At 35.6% G+C, this 20,366-nt stretch carries 28 protein-coding genes and 1 pseudogene; 14 read left to right on the forward strand and 15 right to left on the reverse strand.

Annotated elements, in window-relative coordinates:
• The first annotated feature begins 75 nt into the window (after positions 1-75).
• Genes NLJ82_RS23465 through NLJ82_RS23475 form a run of 3 tightly spaced genes read left to right on the forward strand, consistent with a single transcriptional unit; the run spans position 76 to position 2,658 of the window.
• Complete coding sequence (locus NLJ82_RS23465; protein WP_000733153.1) at positions 76-1,083, forward strand: ABC transporter substrate-binding protein; 1,008 nt, start codon at positions 76-78, stop codon at positions 1,081-1,083.
• Positions 1,084-1,094: 11 nt separating this feature from the next.
• Positions 1,095-1,859, forward strand: coding sequence for an ABC transporter ATP-binding protein (locus tag NLJ82_RS23470; protein WP_000009047.1), 765 nt, complete (start codon positions 1,095-1,097; stop codon positions 1,857-1,859).
• Positions 1,852-2,658, forward strand: a complete 807-nt coding sequence (locus tag NLJ82_RS23475; RefSeq protein ID WP_000368784.1) for an ABC transporter permease — start codon at positions 1,852-1,854, stop codon at positions 2,656-2,658. Before NLJ82_RS23470 ends, NLJ82_RS23475 begins: the two co-directional genes overlap by 8 nt.
• A gap of 34 nt (positions 2,659-2,692) precedes the next feature.
• Here NLJ82_RS23475 and NLJ82_RS23480 read toward each other — a convergent pair whose 3' ends face one another.
• Together NLJ82_RS23480 and NLJ82_RS23485 are read right to left on the reverse strand one after the other, a co-directional pair.
• Entirely contained in the window at positions 2,693-2,920 is a 228-nt protein-coding gene (locus NLJ82_RS23480) for a hypothetical protein (RefSeq protein ID WP_000849109.1), read from the reverse strand.
• A 214-nt stretch (positions 2,921-3,134) separates the two neighbouring features.
• Positions 3,135-4,250, reverse strand: a complete 1,116-nt coding sequence (locus NLJ82_RS23485; RefSeq protein WP_000827054.1) for a hypothetical protein — start codon at positions 4,248-4,250, stop codon at positions 3,135-3,137.
• Between the two features lie 93 nt (positions 4,251-4,343).
• Between NLJ82_RS23485 and NLJ82_RS23490 the strand changes: the two genes are divergently transcribed.
• Positions 4,344-5,018 carry an HAD family hydrolase gene (locus NLJ82_RS23490; protein ID WP_000617303.1) on the forward strand — a complete coding sequence of 225 codons (675 nt, stop codon included), beginning with the start codon at positions 4,344-4,346 and terminating at the stop codon, positions 5,016-5,018.
• Positions 5,019-5,056: 38 nt separating this feature from the next.
• Here the strand turns inward: NLJ82_RS23490 and NLJ82_RS23495 are convergent, their stop codons facing one another.
• The 3 genes from NLJ82_RS23495 to NLJ82_RS23505 all read right to left on the reverse strand — a co-directional run bounded on the left by NLJ82_RS23495 (position 5,057) and on the right by NLJ82_RS23505 (position 6,586).
• Entirely contained in the window at positions 5,057-5,596 is a 540-nt protein-coding gene (locus tag NLJ82_RS23495; protein WP_000370315.1) for a DUF3267 domain-containing protein, read from the reverse strand.
• A 108-nt stretch (positions 5,597-5,704) separates the two neighbouring features.
• The gene (gene mutTA, locus NLJ82_RS23500; RefSeq protein ID WP_000276386.1) at positions 5,705-6,184 is read right to left on the reverse strand and encodes an antimutator 8-oxo-(dGTP/GTP)ase; all 480 of its coding nucleotides are present in this window, start codon (positions 6,182-6,184) and stop codon (positions 5,705-5,707) included.
• An 84-nt stretch (positions 6,185-6,268) separates the two neighbouring features.
• Positions 6,269-6,586, reverse strand: coding sequence for a hypothetical protein (locus NLJ82_RS23505; protein ID WP_000435818.1), 318 nt, complete (start codon positions 6,584-6,586; stop codon positions 6,269-6,271).
• 83 nt (positions 6,587-6,669) lie between these two features.
• Between NLJ82_RS23505 and ytzI the strand changes: the two genes are divergently transcribed.
• From ytzI to NLJ82_RS23520, 3 genes are read left to right on the forward strand one after another with little or no spacing between them, the layout of a single operon-like run.
• Positions 6,670-6,819 carry a YtzI protein gene (ytzI, locus tag NLJ82_RS23510; protein ID WP_000472802.1) on the forward strand — a complete coding sequence of 50 codons (150 nt, stop codon included), beginning with the start codon at positions 6,670-6,672 and terminating at the stop codon, positions 6,817-6,819.
• Positions 6,812-7,018, forward strand: a complete 207-nt coding sequence (locus tag NLJ82_RS23515) for a DUF3953 domain-containing protein (RefSeq protein WP_046940845.1) — start codon at positions 6,812-6,814, stop codon at positions 7,016-7,018. The genes ytzI and NLJ82_RS23515 overlap by 8 nt, the downstream gene beginning before the upstream one ends.
• 14 nt (positions 7,019-7,032) lie before the next feature.
• Positions 7,033-7,263 (forward strand): YczI family protein, encoded by a 231-nt coding sequence (locus NLJ82_RS23520; protein ID WP_000911961.1) that lies wholly within the window; start codon positions 7,033-7,035, stop codon positions 7,261-7,263.
• Positions 7,264-7,757: 494 nt separating this feature from the next.
• Here NLJ82_RS23520 and luxS read toward each other — a convergent pair whose 3' ends face one another.
• Entirely contained in the window at positions 7,758-8,231 is a 474-nt protein-coding gene (luxS, locus tag NLJ82_RS23525; RefSeq protein WP_001141369.1) for an S-ribosylhomocysteine lyase LuxS, read from the reverse strand.
• A gap of 128 nt (positions 8,232-8,359) precedes the next feature.
• Between luxS and yidD the strand changes: the two genes are divergently transcribed.
• On the forward strand, positions 8,360-8,596 hold the full coding sequence (gene yidD / locus NLJ82_RS23530; protein ID WP_000809333.1) for a membrane protein insertion efficiency factor YidD: 237 nt from the start codon (positions 8,360-8,362) through the stop codon (positions 8,594-8,596).
• Here yidD and NLJ82_RS23535 read toward each other — a convergent pair.
• Positions 8,593-9,156 (reverse strand): beta-class carbonic anhydrase, encoded by a 564-nt coding sequence (locus NLJ82_RS23535; RefSeq protein ID WP_000838159.1) that lies wholly within the window; start codon positions 9,154-9,156, stop codon positions 8,593-8,595. The two genes, yidD and NLJ82_RS23535, sit on opposite strands and share 4 nt — an antisense overlap.
• 224 nt (positions 9,157-9,380) lie before the next feature.
• Here NLJ82_RS23535 and cydA point away from each other — a divergent pair, with 224 nt between their 5' ends.
• Together cydA and cydB are read left to right on the forward strand one after the other, a co-directional pair.
• Entirely contained in the window at positions 9,381-10,730 is a 1,350-nt protein-coding gene (gene cydA / locus NLJ82_RS23540) for a cytochrome ubiquinol oxidase subunit I (protein ID WP_001286199.1), read from the forward strand.
• Positions 10,720-11,748 carry a cytochrome d ubiquinol oxidase subunit II gene (gene cydB / locus NLJ82_RS23545; protein WP_000017662.1) on the forward strand — a complete coding sequence of 343 codons (1,029 nt, stop codon included), beginning with the start codon at positions 10,720-10,722 and terminating at the stop codon, positions 11,746-11,748. Before cydA ends, cydB begins: the two co-directional genes overlap by 11 nt.
• Before the next feature lie 166 nt (positions 11,749-11,914).
• On the opposite strand, the gene NLJ82_RS23550 is transcribed toward cydB, so the two are convergent.
• Complete coding sequence (locus NLJ82_RS23550; protein ID WP_002028687.1) at positions 11,915-12,148, reverse strand: spore germination protein; 234 nt, start codon at positions 12,146-12,148, stop codon at positions 11,915-11,917.
• Positions 12,149-12,230: 82 nt separating this feature from the next.
• Positions 12,231-13,049, reverse strand: a complete 819-nt coding sequence (locus NLJ82_RS23555; RefSeq protein WP_001211242.1) for an S-layer homology domain-containing protein — start codon at positions 13,047-13,049, stop codon at positions 12,231-12,233.
• A 710-nt stretch (positions 13,050-13,759) separates the two neighbouring features.
• Here NLJ82_RS23555 and NLJ82_RS23560 point away from each other — a divergent pair.
• On the forward strand, positions 13,760-14,794 hold the full coding sequence (locus tag NLJ82_RS23560; protein ID WP_000007819.1) for a YdcF family protein: 1,035 nt from the start codon (positions 13,760-13,762) through the stop codon (positions 14,792-14,794).
• A gap of 187 nt (positions 14,795-14,981) precedes the next feature.
• Complete coding sequence (locus tag NLJ82_RS23565) at positions 14,982-15,854, forward strand: YitT family protein (RefSeq protein WP_000411240.1); 873 nt, start codon at positions 14,982-14,984, stop codon at positions 15,852-15,854.
• 96 nt (positions 15,855-15,950) lie between these two features.
• Here the strand turns inward: NLJ82_RS23565 and NLJ82_RS23570 are convergent, their stop codons facing one another.
• From NLJ82_RS23570 to NLJ82_RS23590, 5 genes are all read right to left on the reverse strand, one after another.
• Positions 15,951-16,169 (reverse strand): hypothetical protein, encoded by a 219-nt coding sequence (locus tag NLJ82_RS23570; protein ID WP_000180109.1) that lies wholly within the window; start codon positions 16,167-16,169, stop codon positions 15,951-15,953.
• 97 nt (positions 16,170-16,266) lie between these two features.
• Complete coding sequence (locus tag NLJ82_RS23575; protein ID WP_000071209.1) at positions 16,267-17,082, reverse strand: DUF4247 domain-containing protein; 816 nt, start codon at positions 17,080-17,082, stop codon at positions 16,267-16,269.
• A 12-nt stretch (positions 17,083-17,094) separates the two neighbouring features.
• Entirely contained in the window at positions 17,095-17,601 is a 507-nt protein-coding gene (locus NLJ82_RS23580; protein ID WP_000051759.1) for a DUF4178 domain-containing protein, read from the reverse strand.
• Positions 17,602-17,622: 21 nt separating this feature from the next.
• The gene (locus NLJ82_RS23585) at positions 17,623-18,027 is read right to left on the reverse strand and encodes a DUF350 domain-containing protein (RefSeq protein ID WP_000220322.1); all 405 of its coding nucleotides are present in this window, start codon (positions 18,025-18,027) and stop codon (positions 17,623-17,625) included.
• A 228-nt stretch (positions 18,028-18,255) separates the two neighbouring features.
• Positions 18,256-18,921: a PspA/IM30 family protein gene (locus tag NLJ82_RS23590; RefSeq protein ID WP_000110282.1), complete on the reverse strand. Its 666-nt coding sequence runs from the start codon at positions 18,919-18,921 to the stop codon at positions 18,256-18,258.
• A gap of 404 nt (positions 18,922-19,325) precedes the next feature.
• Between NLJ82_RS23590 and NLJ82_RS23595 the strand changes: the two genes are divergently transcribed.
• Both NLJ82_RS23595 and NLJ82_RS23600 read left to right on the forward strand, forming a co-directional pair.
• Positions 19,326-19,904: a lipoprotein BA_5634 family protein gene (locus tag NLJ82_RS23595; protein ID WP_000737506.1), complete on the forward strand. Its 579-nt coding sequence runs from the start codon at positions 19,326-19,328 to the stop codon at positions 19,902-19,904.
• A gap of 114 nt (positions 19,905-20,018) precedes the next feature.
• A pseudogene (locus NLJ82_RS23600) lies at positions 20,019-20,138 on the forward strand (IS3 family transposase); the annotation flags it as partial.
• Positions 20,139-20,194: 56 nt separating this feature from the next.
• On the opposite strand, the gene NLJ82_RS23605 reads toward NLJ82_RS23600, so the two are convergent.
• Positions 20,195-20,362 carry a FeoB-associated Cys-rich membrane protein gene (locus NLJ82_RS23605; protein WP_000989595.1) on the reverse strand — a complete coding sequence of 56 codons (168 nt, stop codon included), beginning with the start codon at positions 20,360-20,362 and terminating at the stop codon, positions 20,195-20,197.
• Positions 20,363-20,366: the final 4 nt, after the last annotated feature.

Here is a 20,366-nt window from a genome sequence, read left to right on the forward strand (position 1 = left end):
CTGCTATCTACACTCACATATGGGCACTTACCTACATATCATGCTTGTAGAGTGACTTCTAGGAGGTGTTATATAGTGAAAAAATTAATAGCTATTTTTTGTATCATGTTACTAGCTGTTTTCACATTTGCTGCTTGCAGTAGTAAAAAAGAAAGTACGAAAGAACAAACTCAAAACGTTCGCGTCGGCGAAGTTACCCATTCTCTCTTCTATGCCCCGTTATATGTCGGGATTGAAAAAGGATTTTTTAAAGAGGAAGGATTAAATATTGACCTTCAAACGACAGCTGGCGGAGATAAAACGATGACCGCCTTATTATCTGGCGGGATTGATATTGCTCTCGTCGGTTCTGAAACGTCCATTTACGTTCATCAACAAGGCGCAAAAGACCCTGTCATTAACTTCGCACAACTTACACAAACAGATGGAACATTTTTAGTTTCGCGTAAAAAATTAGACTCTTTTAATTGGAATGACGTAAAAGGTGTTACGTTTTTAGGACAACGTAAAGGCGGCATGCCGCAAATGGTTGGAGAATACGTTTTAAAGAAAAATGGCATTGATCCTCACAAAGATACAAACTTAATTCAAAACATCGAATTTGCTAATATTGCAAATGCCTACGCATCTGGTACGGGGGAATTTGTACAGCTCTTTGAACCGACTGCAAGTATATTTGAAAAAGAAGGAAAAGGATATATCGTCGCTTCGTTCGGAAATGAATCTGGTACTGTTCCATATACATCGTTCATGGCAAAGGAAAGTTTCTTAAAGAAAGATAAAGCTGCTGCTGAAAAATTCACACGTGCTCTCTATAAAGCGCAACAATGGGTTGATACTCATAGTCCAGAAGAGATTGCTGATGCCGTTTCTCCGTTATTTAAAGATACTTCAAAAGACATTACAGTAAAAGTAATTGAACGGTATAAAAAGCAACATTCTTATGCGACAAATCCGCTATTAGATGCTGAAGAATGGAAACAGCTCCAAACGATTATGAAAGACGCTGGCGAATTACAAAAAGAAGTTCCACATGAAGCGCTCGTCAATACAAAAATTGCCGAGAGCGTTATTAAGAAATAGAGGCGAAGTGTATGAGCTTTTTACAAATACGTAACGTTTCTCACTGCTTTTTCGCAAAAGAGAATGCCAAATTGATTCTCGAAGATATGAGTTTACAAGTGGAAGAAGGCGAATTCATTTCGATACTCGGCCCAAGTGGTTGCGGCAAAACGACACTTCTCTCCATTATTGCCGGGCTGCTTGATCCAATTGAAGGTATCGTCTTTTTAGATGGCGAGCCCATTACAACGAAAACTTCATCTATGGGGTATATGTTGCAGCAAGACTACTTGTTCCCTTGGAAGACAATTGAAGAAAATATTATGCTTGGACTTCATATCCGAAACATTTACGATGAACAGACGAAAGAACATACTTTACAGCTTTTAAAGCAAGTCGGTCTACATGATGTAGAGCAGCAATACCCTCGTGAACTATCCGGTGGTATGCGTCAACGTGCCGCCCTCGTTCGAACGTTAGCGACCGATCCAAAAATTTTATTGCTAGATGAACCTTTTTCGGCACTCGATTATCAAACGAAATTGAAACTAGAAGATCTCGTTTTCAGCTTACTTCACAAATATAAGAAAACTTCACTACTCGTGACGCATGATATTGAGGAAGCAATTGCGATGAGTGATCGTATTTATTTACTACAAGCGAATCCCGGAAAAATTGCAAAAACATTTATCGTCCCAGAAAGCATCCGTTCCTTATCACCGTTAGAATCACGCCACCACCATGACTTCCCATCCCTCTTCCAAAATATATGGAAGGAGCTGGAGCGCCTTGGATAATATAAAGCAACTACATGAACAGTTTCGGAAAAAAGAACGCAGGCGCGCATGGTTAGCACGCTCTTTGCAGCTTTTACTGCTCATTCTTTTCTTTGCACTATGGGAAATCGCTAGCAAAAAAGAATGGATTGATCCTTTACTCTTTAGCTCTCCTTCAAGCATTTGGGATCTCTTCCTTAATAAATGGATGGACGGTTCGCTTTGGGTCCACATATGGACGACATTACTTGAAACGGGGGTAGGCTTCATTCTTGGAACAGTGCTCGGAGCCATTATCGCTACTTTCCTTTGGTGGATACCACTTCTCGCCCGCGTACTTGATCCATATCTCGTCGTCCTAAACGCCATGCCAAAAGTGGCACTTGGGCCAATTATCATTGTAATCTTCGGCCCAAATATTTCTTCGTCAATTGCAATGGGAGTAATCATTTCTATCATCATTACCATTCTCGTTATTTACAGCGCATTTCAAGAAGTCGATTCTAACTATATAAAAGTGATGGACACATTTGGCGCAAATAAATGGCAATGTTATAAACAAGTCGTTCTCCCTGCATCTTTCCCAGCCATTATTTCAACATTAAAAGTGAACGTTGGATTATCGTGGGTCGGTGTTATATTCGGCGAACTTCTCGTCTCTAAACAAGGCCTTGGCTACTTAATTAGCTACGGATTCCAAGTATTTAATTTCACACTTGTCTTACTAAGCGTACTACTCACATGCGTCCTCGCAACACTTATGTATGTGTTTGTTGAGGCATTTGAAAAACTTCTAATTGGGAAACGAAAAAGAAGCTGACTTAGAGCGATAGACTATAGTCAGCTTCTTTCTTTTACTTTTTATCACACATCTTTGTTTCATTTTTAACATTTCCATCCGCAACCGTAACTGTATGGAAACAATCTTTCACACGTACTGTAACGACATTATCTTTTCGATCTATCACATGATAATCATTAAACTTTTTATCCAATGCACTACGAATTTGCTCCCCTTCAAAAATCGGAAAACCGTGAGACATTACCCAAATGAGACCAGCGACAGCAAGAATCGTTTTCATACGTTTCATTACCTCCTCGAGAGTAAACTTATAGTCCCTATAACACGCGCATTATAATTGTGTCTAAATTGTGACATTTTTATACTAATTCTATTTTATAGTGATAGTTCCTTCTTCTTTTTAATAAAAATACAGAATTTTCAATTTTATCAACATAAAAAACGTAAAGAACTACAATTCTTTACGTTTTCTTAGCTAACATATATAACCCGCATTAGTTTCCACTTCGTTGTTCTATCGTTTTCGAAACATCATATAATCCTGCCAACACTTCCGCTCTCATTTTTACAAGCTCAGGGAATTGATAGAAAAAGGCAATTTTTTTATACTTTAACTCCGATCCTTCTTTCACCTTTTTGGAATCTTGCAAAATAAATGCTGTAAATGTATCTGCAATATCTTCTGCTACATTTGTCGTTCCATACTGTGATACAAACTCATCATGCTTTTCTTTAAAAAATGCAATTTGCGTTTCTTCACTTTCTTCTACTTTCTTTTCTGTCCACTCCTGCTCAATAGGCTTCCAGAAAGAATTATAAAATTGATTAATATAAGAGTTTTCCTTCGCACATCCCTCTTGTAAGAAAAGATTTCCACATTTATTTCGGTACGTTAAAATATCTTTATCCTCTTCAAAATCCTTTATATAGTTTTCATCTACTGGTATTTGCTTATGCCCGAGCGTCAACACGTGAGCTGTCTCATGAATTAATGTTTTCATCACTTCATCGATATTTACTGCAGAATCAAGCGTATCTAAGCTAAGAGTCCAGTCTTTCGGATTCTCTATACTAGGCATAACGTGAGCAACAACACCGTCATAACCATCCGTTATTAAATCAAATTCTGTTATATTCTCGCGATATTTAGCTGGAATGAGCGTGCGATACATATCCCACAAGTCTTCATGATACCCTCTATCTTGACGTTGTTGCAGTACTTCTTCTTTCGCTTCTTTATCTTCAGCAAATACTTTATTTAAACGTTTCCGTTCTATTTTTTCAAAATAAGGATCTACAATTTCATCACCATCAATATAATAAGAAGCTAAAAAGAAATAATTTTCATCATCATCTTCTTTTTTCTGCTCTGCCTCTTTCATATCCGCACTTTCATGCTCTTCTATTTCATAATCTTCTACTGCTTCAAGCTCAGATAATCCATCTATTTTTTCATATACTTTTTGAAGTTTCTTATCTCCTATTTCCACACATTCTTCGTCTGTTTTACACACTTCTTTTTCTTTCACACTCTTCATAGAACTTTCGCATCCTGCTAGTAAGCCGATTGCAACGATAACCCCTACTAACTTGCCATACAGTCTCTTCATACACTCCTCCATCATTCCATTCTACAAAAATATAATAATCTCTTTTTAACGAATATGCGATAATTAATTATAAAAATTGCAAGGAGGTTACCCATGATTCGAGCAGTCCTATTCGACTTAGATGGAACACTATTAGACCGTCATCAATCTTTAGAACAATTTATTCATGATCAATATAATCGCTTTACCTCTCACTTAATGAACATAGAAAAATCCGAGTATTGTTCTCGATTTCTCGAACTAGATAATAATGGCTATACGTGGAAGGATAAAGTATATGCTACTCTCCTTTCCGAATACAACATTACTACTTTAACGCAAGAGCAACTGCTGCACGACTACATTACAAATTTTCAACATCATTGTATTCCTTTCAAAAACATGCATGAATTACTTCGACGTTTAACACAACAAAATATTAAAATTGGTATTATTACAAACGGCTTTACTGACTTTCAAATGAATAATCTTCGCGCACTAAACATACATACGTATACAAATACAATTCTCGTTTCAGAAGCGGAAGGAATAAAAAAACCGCATCCTGAAATTTTCGAAAGAGCTTTAAAAAAGCTAGATGTGAAGGCAGAAGAATGTCTTTACGTTGGGGATCATCCTGAAAATGATGTACTGGGTTCTGAACAAGTAGGGATTCTTGGTGTTTGGAAAAGAGATTCATTTTGGGGTGATTTTGAGCATTCACGTGTGGTGGATGATTTGTTGGAGGTGCTTTCGCTTTTAGAGATAGAGACAAAAACAAGACAATAGTAAAAGGAGGCTTCGTTTCCCGGACGCCTCCTCTTCCTTTATGATTCATATACTGTAAACTGCGGTTTACTCGGATGATCTTTCACTAGCGCATCATCTGGAAACTTTGAAACTTTTTGATATAAGGCAATGTCACCGATACAACTCGCTGTTAGTAAAATTCCTAAAAATGAGAGTGGCTCCAGATTCATAACTAATCCCAATACAATTGGCAAAATTCCAGTCGGTAAAAACGGTAACATTAACACTTTCTTCATTTGCTTTACTGTAATCGCCTGTTTAGAATGAGCATATGCAACACCTAATTTCCAATTGACGCCCCATTTTAGTTCACTCCACGGAACACCTCCGATATAACGAAATCCAATTAAATGTATTGCCTCATGAATACAAACGAAAACAATCATTCCAATAATCAAAAGAAACATAACGGGCAATGTAAATTCAAATTGCACCCCGCCTGAAAGAAATATATGCAAATAACCAATTCCAAACGCCAAAGCGAATATTATAAGAAGTGCATAGATATTTAATTTAACCATCGAAACAGTAACAGTCGTTTCTTTTCTGTTATCCATCTTCCTCCTCCTAAAATGTAAATATATCTTTACAAAATTGTATAATATACCCAAAATAATGTAAAGATATATTTACATTTGATCTTATAAAAAAAGAAATCGGCCACTTTACTTCGTAAAACAGCCGATTTCTTCTATATGTTTCATCGTACGCGCCAATACATCGTCGCGCATTATAAAGCTAAATTTTCTATCCGTTTTAATGTTGTCAGGAATGTCTGTTAATAAAACAGAGCCTTTCGTTTCTTCGTAATGCGTATGTTCTTCTACCGCACTAATTGTTGCAAAATAAATGTTTTTAATGATTATTTTGTCTTTTCCAGATACTTTATATTGTCCTAAGTAAGTTAAATCAGAAACTATGCCGCCGGTTTCTTCATGAACCTCTCGAACTGCCGCTTCTTCCGGTGTTTCCCCTAGTTCTACTTTTCCACCTGGAAATTCAAGACCGCGACGTAAATGATGCGTTAATAACCATTGATCCCCGTACCGGCATACAACCCAAACATGCTTTGGCTCAGGAGAAAATGGATAACGTTCAAACGATAATTGTACAGTGTTGTGGTAATAATCTTTAAATTTGTACATGCCATTACTCCCCTATTGATGGTTACAAGTTTTTCCTACCACAAATTGTAGCATATTCTCGCTTTTCTGCATAATATTATCCAATTATAATCCATTGATTATTCCCATTTGCGCGACTAATTCTTTCGTCTCATGATTTCCTAAATCGTAAATCATTTTATATGCTTTTTGTAGTTGTTCATCATATCGGTCATTATTTGAATCATGATGATACTCAACAAATGGAACGTGGGAGCGTACAAATGAACCTAAATCCTCTACATACGCTTGATCAAAGTACTCTCTTAACTCCGTAATTTCCTCATCATTTGCGGAAATCTCAAAATTATACGTATCCGCTGTCTTCACTTGTGAAATTTGACCGTTTGCTATTGATATATAATATGTTTTTTTCTGCTCCATGTAACACCCTTCTTTCATCCTTTTTATTTCTATTGTTTTCATCAATTACAAAATTATGTAAAATAAAGAAAAGGAGGGATTCCATGTTTAAAATATTAATTATCGGTATTATAATCGTCCTAGTCATATTAGTACTCTCCGTCATGACGATTAATAAAGGCTACGCTTATAAACATTCCGTCGATAAACCAGAAGATAACCCGTATACAAAAAACAGCAAGAAGAATTCATAATACGCTTCGTATACTACTACTTATTTTAGGCCACATCATATCCAGTATTCGTTTACTAGCAGTTCAACATAACTTTCTACCACTTTCACAATTTCTATTAGGAGCTTTACTATTCCTTATTGCCCTTGAACAAATAAAGAAAAAAGATTCAGGAACCGGATTTATTTGGATTTTCCTCATCATTAGCTATATAAAATAACAGGGGGGATATATATGCTAAAGGGATTACAGATTATTTTTGCACTCATTGCATTATGTATAGTAATTTACGGATATTTTACTGGTAATAGAGAAATGATGCCTTATATGTTCATTTTCTTAGGATTAATGACTTTCACTATAGGACTAGGAGAAATAAAACAAGACAGAAAATCTAGTGGTATATTTGCTTTCATAGCTGGAGCTGGTGCTTTATTTCTTAGCTTCTCAGAAATATTCCGATAAATAATCTATTTAAGGGGGAATTACATGCTAATTGGTTTACGGATTGTTTTAGGACTTTCCACGCTTCTCATACTCACTCTTTGCACTTATATCCAGATTACCGATCATTTCTCACTTCTCCCATACGTACAATTTATTCTCAGTTGTTTCTTTATTCTTGTCGGAATTAACGAATTTATATTCGGACGAAAATCAATGAGCATTCCGTTTTTTTTCGTGTCTATTCTTACGCTCTTCGTTCTCATATCAAACTACCTTCGCTACATATAGAATGAAATCTTGAGCAATTTCGCATTTACAAGCACGTAATAAAATAGGGATGATTTTTTTGTCAGTTTTTGTCGGTAAGTCGATATTCCATGTCGAAACGTCGATATATTAAAAAAATCGTTGATATATTTCAAGTTACGGTCGATATATTCGAAAAATCGTCGATATAATTTTATTTATTATCATGACAAAAAAAACTGCCCTTTCACAGGCAGTTTTTCTTCCTATCCAAATACTTTCTCAAGTTCATCTTTATCTTGGCTTAACCAGAAGTTCATTAAGCGTTTTGCTCCTTCTAAATCGTGAAGCTTCGCTTGACCACATTGCGTTTCATTTGCAGCTGGAATTTCTGTAATTTGAACCGCATCTTTTAATGTTAATTCTAATAAATCAATGATTTCTCGAACTGTCGGTGTTCCGCTTACTACAAGGTAGTATCCTGTTTGGCAGCCCATTGGTGAAATATCGATAATATCGAAATGCGGATAACGATCAATATATTTACGTAAATTAAATGCTAATAAATGTTCTAACGTATGAATAACATCTGGTTTCATCGCTTGTTTATTCGGTTGGCAAAAACGAATATCAAATTTATTTACAATACCGTCACTACCTACATTGTGAACTCCGCAATGTCTTACATAAGGTGCCTTTACAATCGTATGATCTAATTCAAAGCTTTCTACTGATGGCATACAACATCTCTCCCGCTTTTAATTTAATTCCGTTATATCCAATATGATATAACGGAAATGCACATTAGTAAAGTATTATGTACAGTCGTGCTATAATACTTTAAGAATATGCTGAAAAGGAGATCGTTATGAAACAGATTTTTATTGGGATTATACGCTTTTATCAAAAGTTCATTTCTCCGATGACACCACCCACTTGCCGCTTTTATCCAACTTGTTCTCATTACGGATTAGAGGCGTTTCAAAAGCATGGTGCACTCAAAGGCTTTTGGCTTACTTGTAAGCGTATATTAAAATGTCACCCTTTCCACCCAGGAGGATTTGATCCTGTCCCAGATAAAAAGGATGACAAAGTACATTCTTAATTGTCGTAACCATTCACAACTAAATCTAATTTTCCTGTATCAGGATCGATAACAAGACCGTGAACAGGTACTTCTTCCGGAAGTAATGGGTGGTTGCGAAGTACTGATACGCTATGTTCTACACTTTCTTCTACACTAGAGAAACCGCGCAAGAATTGTTCTAAATCGATTCCAGAATAACGAAGCATATCTAATTTCTCTTCTGTTATACCGCGCTCTTTCATTTTCTCAATCGTACTACTTGCTTGAATTTTTGCCATACCACAATCATGGTGACCAACTACACATACTTCATCAGCGCCAAGTTCGTATACAGCGACCAAAATACTACGCATAATACTTCCAAATGGATGTGAAATAACAGCGCCTGCTACTTTAATAATTTTCACATCGCCGTTACGCATATTCATCGCTTTCGGCAATAGTTCAACAAGTCTTGTATCCATACAAGAAATAATGACCATCTTTTTATTTGGAAATTTCCCCGCTACAAACTCTTCATACTTTTTCTCTTCCACAAATTTCTCATTGTATTGCAAAATCTCTTCTAATGACTTCATAGTAAAAGGCCCTCTTTTCTCTCGTTTACACTACATAAATAGTGTACCAAAATATGAAAAACTCAAAAAGGATATCGCTTTATAGTAAAAATAAGATATTTTCAGATAATCGACATAATTCTTTCAAAATATACACACAGCTTTGTAACAAGTCTCACATACTTTAAACGCATTTTCACTATAAACTGATTGTAGATAATGTAAAAAAGGAGTGAATATTTATTATGTCCGACGTTCTGTTACTGAGTCGTTTTCAATTTGCAATTACTGTTTTTTATCATTTTTTATTTGTACCTTTGACAATCGGACTTGTTATTTTAGTAGCGTGTATGGAGACTCAATACGCCCGCACATTGAATCCAACATACCGCAAAATGGCAAATTTCTGGGGTAAATTATTTACAATTAACTTCGTAATGGGGATTATAACCGGGATTACGATGGAATTCCAATTTGGAACAAACTGGTCTGAGTACTCCAAATATATGGGAGATATTTTCGGATCACCTCTCGCAATCGAAGCACTCGTTGCCTTCTTCTTAGAATCTACTTTCATGGGAATATGGTTATTCGGTAAAGACAAAATTTCACCAAAGTTCCGTGCCTTCTGTATGTGGATGGTTGCACTTGGAACAAATATTTCCGCCCTTTGGATTATTACAGCAAACGGCTTTATGCAAAATCCTGTTGGCTACGTCGTGCGTAACGGCCGCGCTGAATTAAATGATTTCTGGGCACTCGTTACGAATCCATACGCTTGGAATATGTTCTTCCATACTGTAGTTGGTTGTTATATTGTTGGTGCTTTCTTCGTTATGGCAATTAGTGCCTATCACTTATTACGTAAGAATGAAGTTGAATTCTTCAAAAAATCATTTAAATTTGGCTTAATGTTAGGCTTATTCGCCGCAACAATTACACCGTTTATGGGACATCAATCTGGTGTATCAGCAGCTAAATATCAACCAGCTAAAGGTGCTGCGATGGAAGCTGTTTGGGAAACTGGAAAAGGACAAGGCTTCTCGATTGTTCAAATTCCTGATGTAAAAAACGAAAAGAACTTTGAATTCCTAACGATTCCAAAGTTAGGAAGCTTCTTCTATACAAATTCATTTGATGGCGAAATTGTTGGTTTAAAAGATATTCCGAAAGAAGATCGTCCAAATGTTAACCTCGTGTACTATAGCTTCCGCTTAATGGTTGCCCTTGGTATGTTCTTTATGGCATTAACTTGGTACGGTTTCTACTTAAACCGAAAAGGAAAACTAGAAAACTCAAAACGTTACTTAAAAATGACAATATGGTCTGTTTTACTACCATATATCGCAATTAACGCTGGCTGGATTGTTGCCGAAGTAGGTCGTCAACCATGGACAGTATATAAACTCATGCGTACAGCAGAATCTGTATCACCTATATCTGTCCCGCAAATTTGGTTCTCATTAATTAGTTTAATCTTGTTCTACACTTTACTTTTAATCGCAGACGTATACTTAATGCTGAAGTTCGCGAAAAAAGGACCCGCAGCATTAGAAGAACCTGCTACTGAAGGAGGTGCGGCTCATGTCTCATGATATGCTTGCAATCATCTGGTTTGGTTTATGGGGCGTGATTTGGACAGTTTACTTTATTCTTGATGGGTATGCACTTGGTAACGGAATGATTTTCCCTTTCGTTACGAAAGACCGACAAGAACGAAATCAATTACAAGAAGCAATTGGCCCGTTCTGGGGCGGTAATGAAGTGTGGTTAATTACAGCTGGTGGCGCAACATTTGCTGCCTTCCCAGTCACATATGCAAATATGTTTAGTTATCTATATACACCGTTATTCTTAGTATTACTTGCACTATTTGCTCGTGCTGCTGGACTTGAGTTCATGCATAAAGATGATTCACCAATTTGGCAAAAAACTTGTAAATGGGCATTTGCAATTGGTAGTTTCTTAATTGCTTTCCTATTCGGTGTTACATTTGCTAATCTTTATTACGGACTGCAAATTGGAAAAAATGGCTATGAAGGAAATTTACTTAGCTTACTAAACCATTATGGTATTTTAGGAGGGTTGTTCTTCACTGCTATATTCGTCGTATCTGGTGCCCTTTGGGTTATGATTAAAACGACTGGTGAAGTATCTGACCGTGCTTATAAAATCGCAAGACCATTTTCAATGGCAGCTGCTATCATTTTAGCTATTTTCTATGTAGCAACTGCAAATCGTACAAATTTATTCCAAAACTTCACAGAGTACCCGGTACTATTCATTCTTCCAGTACTTGCAATGTTAATGAGTGTACTCGCACTTATTATGGTGTACAAACATAAAATCGGTCTTGCATTCACATTCGTTTGCTTAACAATCGCAATGTTTATGACAACTGGCTTTGCGGGTATGTTCCCAAGAATGTTACCATCTCGTATTAATGATGCTTATAGTACAACGTTATACAACGCAGCTGGTAGTCAATTAAACTTAAAAATTATGTTCTTCGTTGCAATGGTTATGGTACCAATTGTTATTGGATATCAACTTTGGAGTTACAGTATCTTTAAAAATAAAATTCATAAAGACTCTGCTAAAGGGTATCACTAAAATGAAAAAAGACACTTCGGTTGAAGTGTCTTTTTTATACGTATGATTTTCGATAAGATGTTATATTTCTAATCTAACAACTATAATACAGAAGAATCATTAACAGCTCACAGCTAGATTGTAGCACAGGGTAAGTTCATCATTTGATGCAATTTTGCATATTTCTCTATAAAGTAAACTGCATTCCCTGATCATTCACATCGCTATCTCCTACATCCGCTGTACTAACCCCGCTAAATGTTTGTACTTTAATCCCTGTATTCGATGATCCCGATCCATTATAAGCTTTCGTTTTTTCAATCGGCTGCACGTTATATTTATCTCCTAAATTAATCGTTCCGTTGCAGTTTTCAATAATAACGCCTTCCACAACTGACGGCATTTTGTCACCCACTTTCATTTCCTTACTTTCATTTTATGAAAAGCTCCTAAAAAAATAGCATGTCTCCATAAGAAAAAGCACTCAAATTGAGTGCTTTTTCTTATTTACCTTTTTTCTTTTTCTCACAAGCAATTCCATCGCCATCACGGTCTAAATGCTTACCATAATACGGGCTATCTCTTGTAATGTCATAATATCCCGCATCGTTTGCTTCTTTACAGTTCGCAAAACGTTTCGGATCTGGTTTCACTTCCGGTTTTACTTCTGGTTTCGGTTGTGGCTGTGGTTGTTTTGCTCCAGGTCTTTCTTCAAATGGTAACGTTGCATTATATAAGAACTGAACGTATTGCTCACGACTTACATGCATTTTAGGTGCGAATTTACCATCACCAGTTCCAGCCGTAATATAATTTGATTTAATTGCAGTAATCGCAGGATTCGCCCATCCATTTCTATCTACATCCGGGAAATTATGATCCCCTCTAATTTGCAATTGGAATCCTCTTGTCAAAATTTGTGCCATTTCTTCACGAGTTAACGAATCTTTCGGTCTAAATTTTCCTGTGTTATCTCCAACAAATATACCCATCTCTGTTAAAGCAAGAATCTCTTTTTTAAACATAGTTGAACGATCCGTAATATCTTTATATGGATTGTTATACTGTTCTTTTACTGTCGGTTTTAAATGGCGGAACATAAGAGCTGCAACTTGCTCACGCGTTACATCATCACCAAATCCAAAAATCCCATTTCCGTATCCAGCAACAACGTTTTTATTTGCTAAATCCATAATTGCTTTATAAGACCAATGATTGTTTGGAACATCTTTAAAACCTGCGCTTGCCTCCGCTGTTCCAATTGAAGTAAATGCTGTAGTTGCAACAAGTGCACCTGTTAAAATTAATTTTTTAAATCTCATACTTAAGTCTCCTTCTCTTTCCATAATAACCATTTAACAATATAACAAATTATTCAAATGTACTTTGTCATATTCTGTCGAACACAAAAAAGAATCCTGCAGGATTCTTTTTTGCTAAGCATGAATGGCAATTTTGGAGACAGTTGACTTCTTCAAAAATTTATTAGGGGTAATATTTTGAAAAAGAAAGCCTTTCATATGTAGGTTAACACTACTGGAATATATAGTAAATTGATAATATTTATACGGAAGATTGCTAATGTTTAGTATAGATACTTTCCACTATACCAACAGTGAAAAGTATCTACATGAAACAACAAAAAAGGCGCCTTCAAAGAAGATGCCTTTCATAAACAGACACTATAAAACAGAATTATTTATTGTTATACGATTGTTAGATACAAAAAGTAGAGGGAAATGTTTGTATTACATTCTGTTTTATAAAGTATGTCTACCACTTATATTTTAATCCTCTTCACTTGAAAATAAATATAATATGCATAATTACATACGAAAAAGAAAAGACACTCCATAGAGTGCCTCTTCAACCATTTTACTTTTAATATATCGCTTTACATACATTGTAACATATGTATCCATATATTTTATTGAGAAAATTCTAAATCATTTTTTCTTTCGTTTTCAATTATAAAATCATGTAATATAAAAGGTATGTCAAATTCTTATACAAATTGAGGTGTACTATATTTATGTCTTTCGGAATTATTCCTCTTATATTGTTTATTATTTTTCTTATCTCCTATTTAAAAGATCCACGAAAAATAATAAATGGGTTTTTATTTAATACTTTTATCTGTTTTTTCCTTCTGTTTTGTATACTTGTCTCTTGGAACTCCAGTAATACTATCCTAGGCTACATAATAGTCTTACCTATTTTAGCACTTATCGTTATGATTCCTTTTGGTATTGTTGCTTTAATGTTTGGACTATTTCTGAATGCGAGAATTTTAATGAAACGAGAAGGCCGACGTTTTACTAACTGTTTAACACTTATTGCTGCTTTAGGTATTTTATTCTGTATATTATTCCTTTTCATAAGTCCAGCAAGTTTCTTCTCATCACATTTCCAGCCTATTTTCGCTGGTATTTCTCTTATAACCGTATATTTCTTTATACACTTATCTAACTTCTTAAGCGCTTATTTTCTATATCAATTCAACAGACCAAGGCGTAATCAAGATTTCATTATCGTTCTCGGTAGCGGCTTAATTAATGATAAAGTACCACCTTTACTTGCAAGTCGTATTCATAAAGCGATCGACTTTTACTGGAAACAAGCCACTGTGAATACGCCACCAACAATTATTTTCTCTGGTGGACAAGGTCCAGATGAAGGCCTTCCTGAAGCAGAAGCGATGCAAAAGTACGCTGTTGAAAAAGGAATTCCGCTTGAACATACAGTGCAAGAAAATCGCTCTGTAAACACATATCAAAATATGTTGTTCTCTAAAGAAATTATGGATTCTTTAAAACCAGACGGTAAGTATAAAAGTATTTTTACAACGAATAATTTCCACCTTTTCCGCGCTGGTATATATGCAAGACAAGCAGGGCTTAATAGCCAAGGAATCGGATCAAAAACAGCCTTTTATTATTGGCCTAATGCAATGATTCGTGAATATGTCGCAATTATTGTGATGGGACGTAAACGTCATATGAAAGTTTGCGGAGTTATTTTAGGATTTTCTTTATTCCTATCCTTACTTAGTTTTATCATTTCTTAATAGTCTCCCATCCTTTGAAAGGATGGGATTTCTTATACTCATTTCAAAAATATTTTAAAGTTAATATGGTCATAATATTCCCTGCATACATCCATTAAAGGAGAATTTTTTCAAATAAAATGTTAAAATAAAATTTAAGTGTGAATGACGTAACAAATAAGAAACTAGTTTGAAACGAGGAAATCATATGGAGAAAATTATCAAAAACAAGCCCAATAAGCTTAAAATCGCTTCAAAAGCTTTGATGATTATTATTGGGGCATTTATTACAGCGTACGGATTAGAGGCAGTATTAATTCCAAATAACGTATCAGACGGTGGTGTAACTGGTTTAAGTATCGTTAGTTCAAGATTATTTGGATTGCCATTAGGAGCTCTAATCGCAGTTATTAACATTCCTTTCGTTTGGTTAGGATATAAGCAAATCGGTAAAAGCTTTGCGATTTATTCTATTATCGGGATTGCTTCATTAGCAATAGGTACCGTTGTCATGCACGGAATACCAGCTATTATTGAAGGCGATACATTATTAGTTACAGTTGTTGGTGGTATTATCATCGGTTTTGGTATGGGACTAGCATTGCGTAATGGCGGGGCATTAGATGGAATCGATATGCTAGCTGTATTGCTTTCTCGTAAGTTACCATTTGGAACGAGTGACCTTATTTTATTCTTAAACATGTTCGTATTTATTTTCGTATCAACCGTATTCGGTCTTCAAGGAGCTATCCTTTCGGCAATTGCTTACTTTATTGCTTCGAAAGTGATTCATATCGTTGAAGTTGGTTTAAGTGGTTCGAAAGCATTTAAAATCATTACGAAAGAGCCTGAATTGATGGTAGAAACCATTCGTGATCGTTTAGGCCGAAGTGCAACATATAACGAAGTATACGGCGGTTATTCTAGAGAGAAATTCAAAGAAATTTCTTGTGTAATTAACCGTTTAGAAGAAAGTAAAATGAAAGAACTTATTAATGAAATCGATCCACACGCCTTTATTACAGTTTATGACGTAGCAGAAGTAAAAGGCGGTAACTTTAAGAAACGTGATATTCATTAATCATTATGAAAGAAGAGGGTGTGCCAATATGTTGGCACACCCTCTTCTTATTATTTGTCAGTAAGTCGATATATTCCAATAATCGTTGATATATTTTTACTCGCCCCATCTTCCCCCGCTCTTAATCCATGCCACGTATTTTTGAAAGGCTGGCACTTCTTGTTGAAAACGAAGCGGAACATATAGAAAAAGAGTACACGTACATAGTATCCATAGAATACCTACTACAAAGTGAAATTTCATCGTTGTGCTAATAAACAAACTTAAGAATAATACGAGGAACATCATTACACTAAATCTTTTATACATAGTCATAATAATCTCCTCCTTATAACTTCATTGTACCAGCTATAAGGAATTAATTCCCATAATAAAAAGACCGAAAAGCCAATTCCACTTTTCGGTCTCTACACTATCTTCTCTTCGTAATCTTTCCTGAACCACCGACCCTCGTTTTTGGGGGAGATGTATTCCTTGGCGGCGTTTTAATAGATGATTTCGGCTTCACATCTGATCCGCTCGAACCACCTGGTGTTTTCGTTATTTTCCCTTTGCTTCCAGTAGAAGGCGGAGGCGTGCTGCTTCCTTTTTTCGTAATACTTCCTGTATCTCCTACAGAAGATTTCGAATCTACATTATCGCCACGCTTAATGATAGACCCTTTCCCTTCCTTCGTAATTGGAGGCGGGGTTTTCTTTTCTTCTTTCGTAGGCGGTCTCTCTGGAATAACTGGTTTATGATTTTGTCTGTCATTATATCCGCGATAATCACCGTACGATGATTTTCGTGAACCGAATATATCATTTAATATACTACCCATAATATATCCTTGCAGGAAGGACGGTTGGTAATTTTGACGGACAAACTCTTTATTACTTATTTCAATTAACGTATCAGATGGCTTCTCTTTATCCTTTTGCAGATTATAAATCTTATCAGAATAAACGAGGAACATTTGATTTTCGTCTTCTTTAGATGCTTGCTGCGGTTCTCTTTCATTAATGAGTTCCTTTGCGACTTCTGGAACTGACCGATTGGCGGCCCTATACACGTAAGATTCTTGTTTACCTTCCTTTGCGACAGATTCAAGTGGATAACGGTCTTGAATCGACTTTGTCTGTCCGCCCTGACAACCTGATAAGGCATATCCAGCAACAACAAGTAATGTAACGATAGCAAGTATAGGGATCACGAACGATTTAATCATGGTAAACAATCGGTTTGACATGATTACGCCCCCTTACGTTGCTCTTATAATTTGTACATCAGCAGGAATAATTGCTTCTCCCTCATACATCATTGTGCGACCATTTTGCCATTCAATACGTAATAATTTTCGATTATCCGATTGGAACTCCCATACATACTGTTCTTCTGAAGCTGAGAATGGTGTTTTCCCCATCACAACAACACGTCCGTTATATTGCTCTTCCATATGGTACTCTGTATCATCCATCTCAATTGTCGTCGGAATTTCATCAATCGAATCTAAACGACCATCAATTGGTGTATATAATTTGTAATACGTATTTTCACGATCTTCAATTTTTAAATAACGAATATCTTTCCCGTCTTGCAGTGTTAAAACAATTTCTTTACGAGAATGCATACTCGTTTTCCCAATTAATTCATACATGACTAATGAAACTTCAACCATATCGCCAGGAGCTAACGTTAACAAACTTTTCTCTGGTTTCGGCGGTTCTGGGCTTTTCATTATATTTTTAATTCGTTTAAATAAACTCATGAGCTACCCCTCCTTCTCTCTTTATAAACAAGCACCTAAAATAAGTGCACCCACAATATGTAATGATCCGGCCAACATCGCGTGCGCAACACTGCCTTCTTTCGTACCTTCTTCTAAATCTAAACCAGCCATTTTCTTTAACACAAATTCGATAAACATTTCTACCACTAATAAAATAACGAAAGAAACTGCTGATGCAAGTAGCGCTTGCCATAAGTCATTTGCTTTCGTTATCGATTGAGATAAAATGTACCCTTGTGCGAATAATTTCATAACGAAACGAGTTGTTACAGCTGTATTCCCATTTTTTATTTCTTTTAAGTCATTGTATTTAGTAAAAATTGAATCAACCCACATAATTGCAAATAAAAGTACTGCACTCGCTCCAGTCCATACAAGCATGGCTAATACATTTGTCCATGTCATTGCAAAACCTCCTCTAAATATAAAGTGAAACTTTAATCAGTGGGGAGGTGTTCATTCCCCGCTGATTATTAGTTGAACCAATCGGGCATTTACGGGCAGTAGATCTCCCCCCACCTCTCTGCTTTCACAAAAAGTAGAGGTGGGAGTCTTACTGCCCGTTAATGCGGGGTAATAGAAAACCGACATGAATTTGTTTAGACATGTCGGTTCATTTGTCTCTATTCTATATTATTTCTCATACTGCTTCATAATACGAGCTAATTCATCGTCAACAGCAGAATTTTTGTTTAAGCTTGCGAATTCATCATCTAGTGATTTTTCTTTCTTGTACACTTCACCGCTTGCTTCTGCTTCAGCCTCTAATTGAAGAGCTTTCTCTTCCATACGGCTTAAACCAGCTTTCGCTGAGTTTGAATCAAATCCAGACATCGCCTGATTAATATTCTTTTGTGCTTTCGCCGCATTTACACGTGCTACAAGTGTCTCACGTTTATTTTTCAGCTCAGTTAATTGCTTACGCATTTCTTCTAGCTTCAGGCGCAGATTATCAGCAGCAACTTTATTTTGCTCATAGCTTGCTTTATACTCATTCATCTTTTGCTCTGCATTTTGTTTTTCTTCTAATGCACGGCGCGCAAGATCTAAGTTGTTAGCTTGAACAGCCATATGAGCTTGCTCTTCACGTTTTTTCACAAGCGCTTCTTGCTCTTCAAATAAGATTTTGAATTTCTTCTCAAGTGCAATTTGAGCGGCTACACTTTTCTCAGCTTCTTGTACATCCGCTTGCATATCGCGTAAATATTGATCCGTCATCTTAACTGGATCTTCCGCTTTTTCAATTAATGAATATACGTTCGACATTGTTAAATCTCTTAATCGTTTAAATACAGACATCTAAATTCCTCCTATGATATACCTCATATTTCAAATTCACTACTTGGAAAACTGAAAAATCTCCCTTTACAGTAAAGAATATTCATTTTTACAGCCCATGTGTTTATTATAACAAAACTAATATGTCCTTACATGTTATTTCCAAAATACATCCATTATAATATGACATTCTATATATAATATTGTATTTCTAATATATTCTCATTATCCCTCTTTAAAATTAACTTACTTTTGTGCAATTTCACTAAATTACATAAGTGTAATGTTACTGTAAGCTAACTCGATAGTTGCGTCTCCCTATTTCTTATACACTAATACCAGAAGCAACAAAACAAGCTTCTCATCATTTCAAAACTAATACAAAAATTGTATTTACTATAAAACAGATAAAAGGAGAAATCATCATGAAAAAATTAGTAGGAATCGGATTAGCAGCAGCAATTTCACTTGGAGCATTATCAGGTTGTTCTTTATTAGGAGAGAAAGCAAACGGTTTTGTACTGTACGGAACAGAAGATCAAGTAACACAAATTGCAGATAAAAACAAAAAAGAAGTGAAAGAAAAAGACTTCTATAAAATGAAAATGACAACATTAGAAGGTAAAAAAGTTCTTGTCATGGATAAGAAAACTGGTGAAGAACTTGTAAAAAAAGAATTGCTTAACAAAGTGGATGAAAAAGACGATACGAAACCACTTGATAAATTACCAGCTGTAACAGCAGAGCAAGGTGTATTATTTGCTAAAGAAAAAGTAGAAAATGCTACACTTGATGGAGCAAAATTAAAATATGAAGGCAACACAATTATCGGCAGTGGCCGTGCATATGCCGACATGTTCGCAATTGTTGATGATGCAACTTACGGAAATGTAAAAGGTGAAGAAAAATCTGTAGGTGTATTAAAATTCGATAAAGATCCAAGTAAAGAGTTCCCTGGAAAGAATGGTGTAGAATCATCACAACTTGTAAAAATTAAAAAGTAAAACAAAAAAGCTTCACGAAATGAAGTGCCCCCCAATTGTTAGACACATAATTAACAATTGGAGGTGCATTTTTTATGGCTAAATTTTCTTCAAAGGATAAAATACAAGCAGTAAATGGAACAATTTAAGCAAGAACTAGAAACTTATATTTATTACTACAATCATAAAAGAATTAAAGCAAAACTAAAAGGATTGCCCCCTGTGCAATACAGAGTTCAATCCTTAGTAGCTAGCTGCTTAATATATTTGTCTAACTTTTTGGGTTCAATTCAAATTCGAAAAGCTTTTTTCTATTTATGAGCAATTTGCTCCATATCCGGACTACAAGTATTCGACTGACACGACTTATTTAAAGAACATGCCGCGCATTTTCCTTTTTTACTTCTCTTTACAAAATTAACTAACGTGTATGCTGCATAACCAAAAATGATAGCTCCAATTATAATATTGACCATCATCACA

Source organism: Bacillus paranthracis, from assembly GCF_024296885.1.
Classification (GTDB): Bacteria; Bacillota; Bacilli; order Bacillales; family Bacillaceae_G; genus Bacillus_A; species Bacillus_A paranthracis.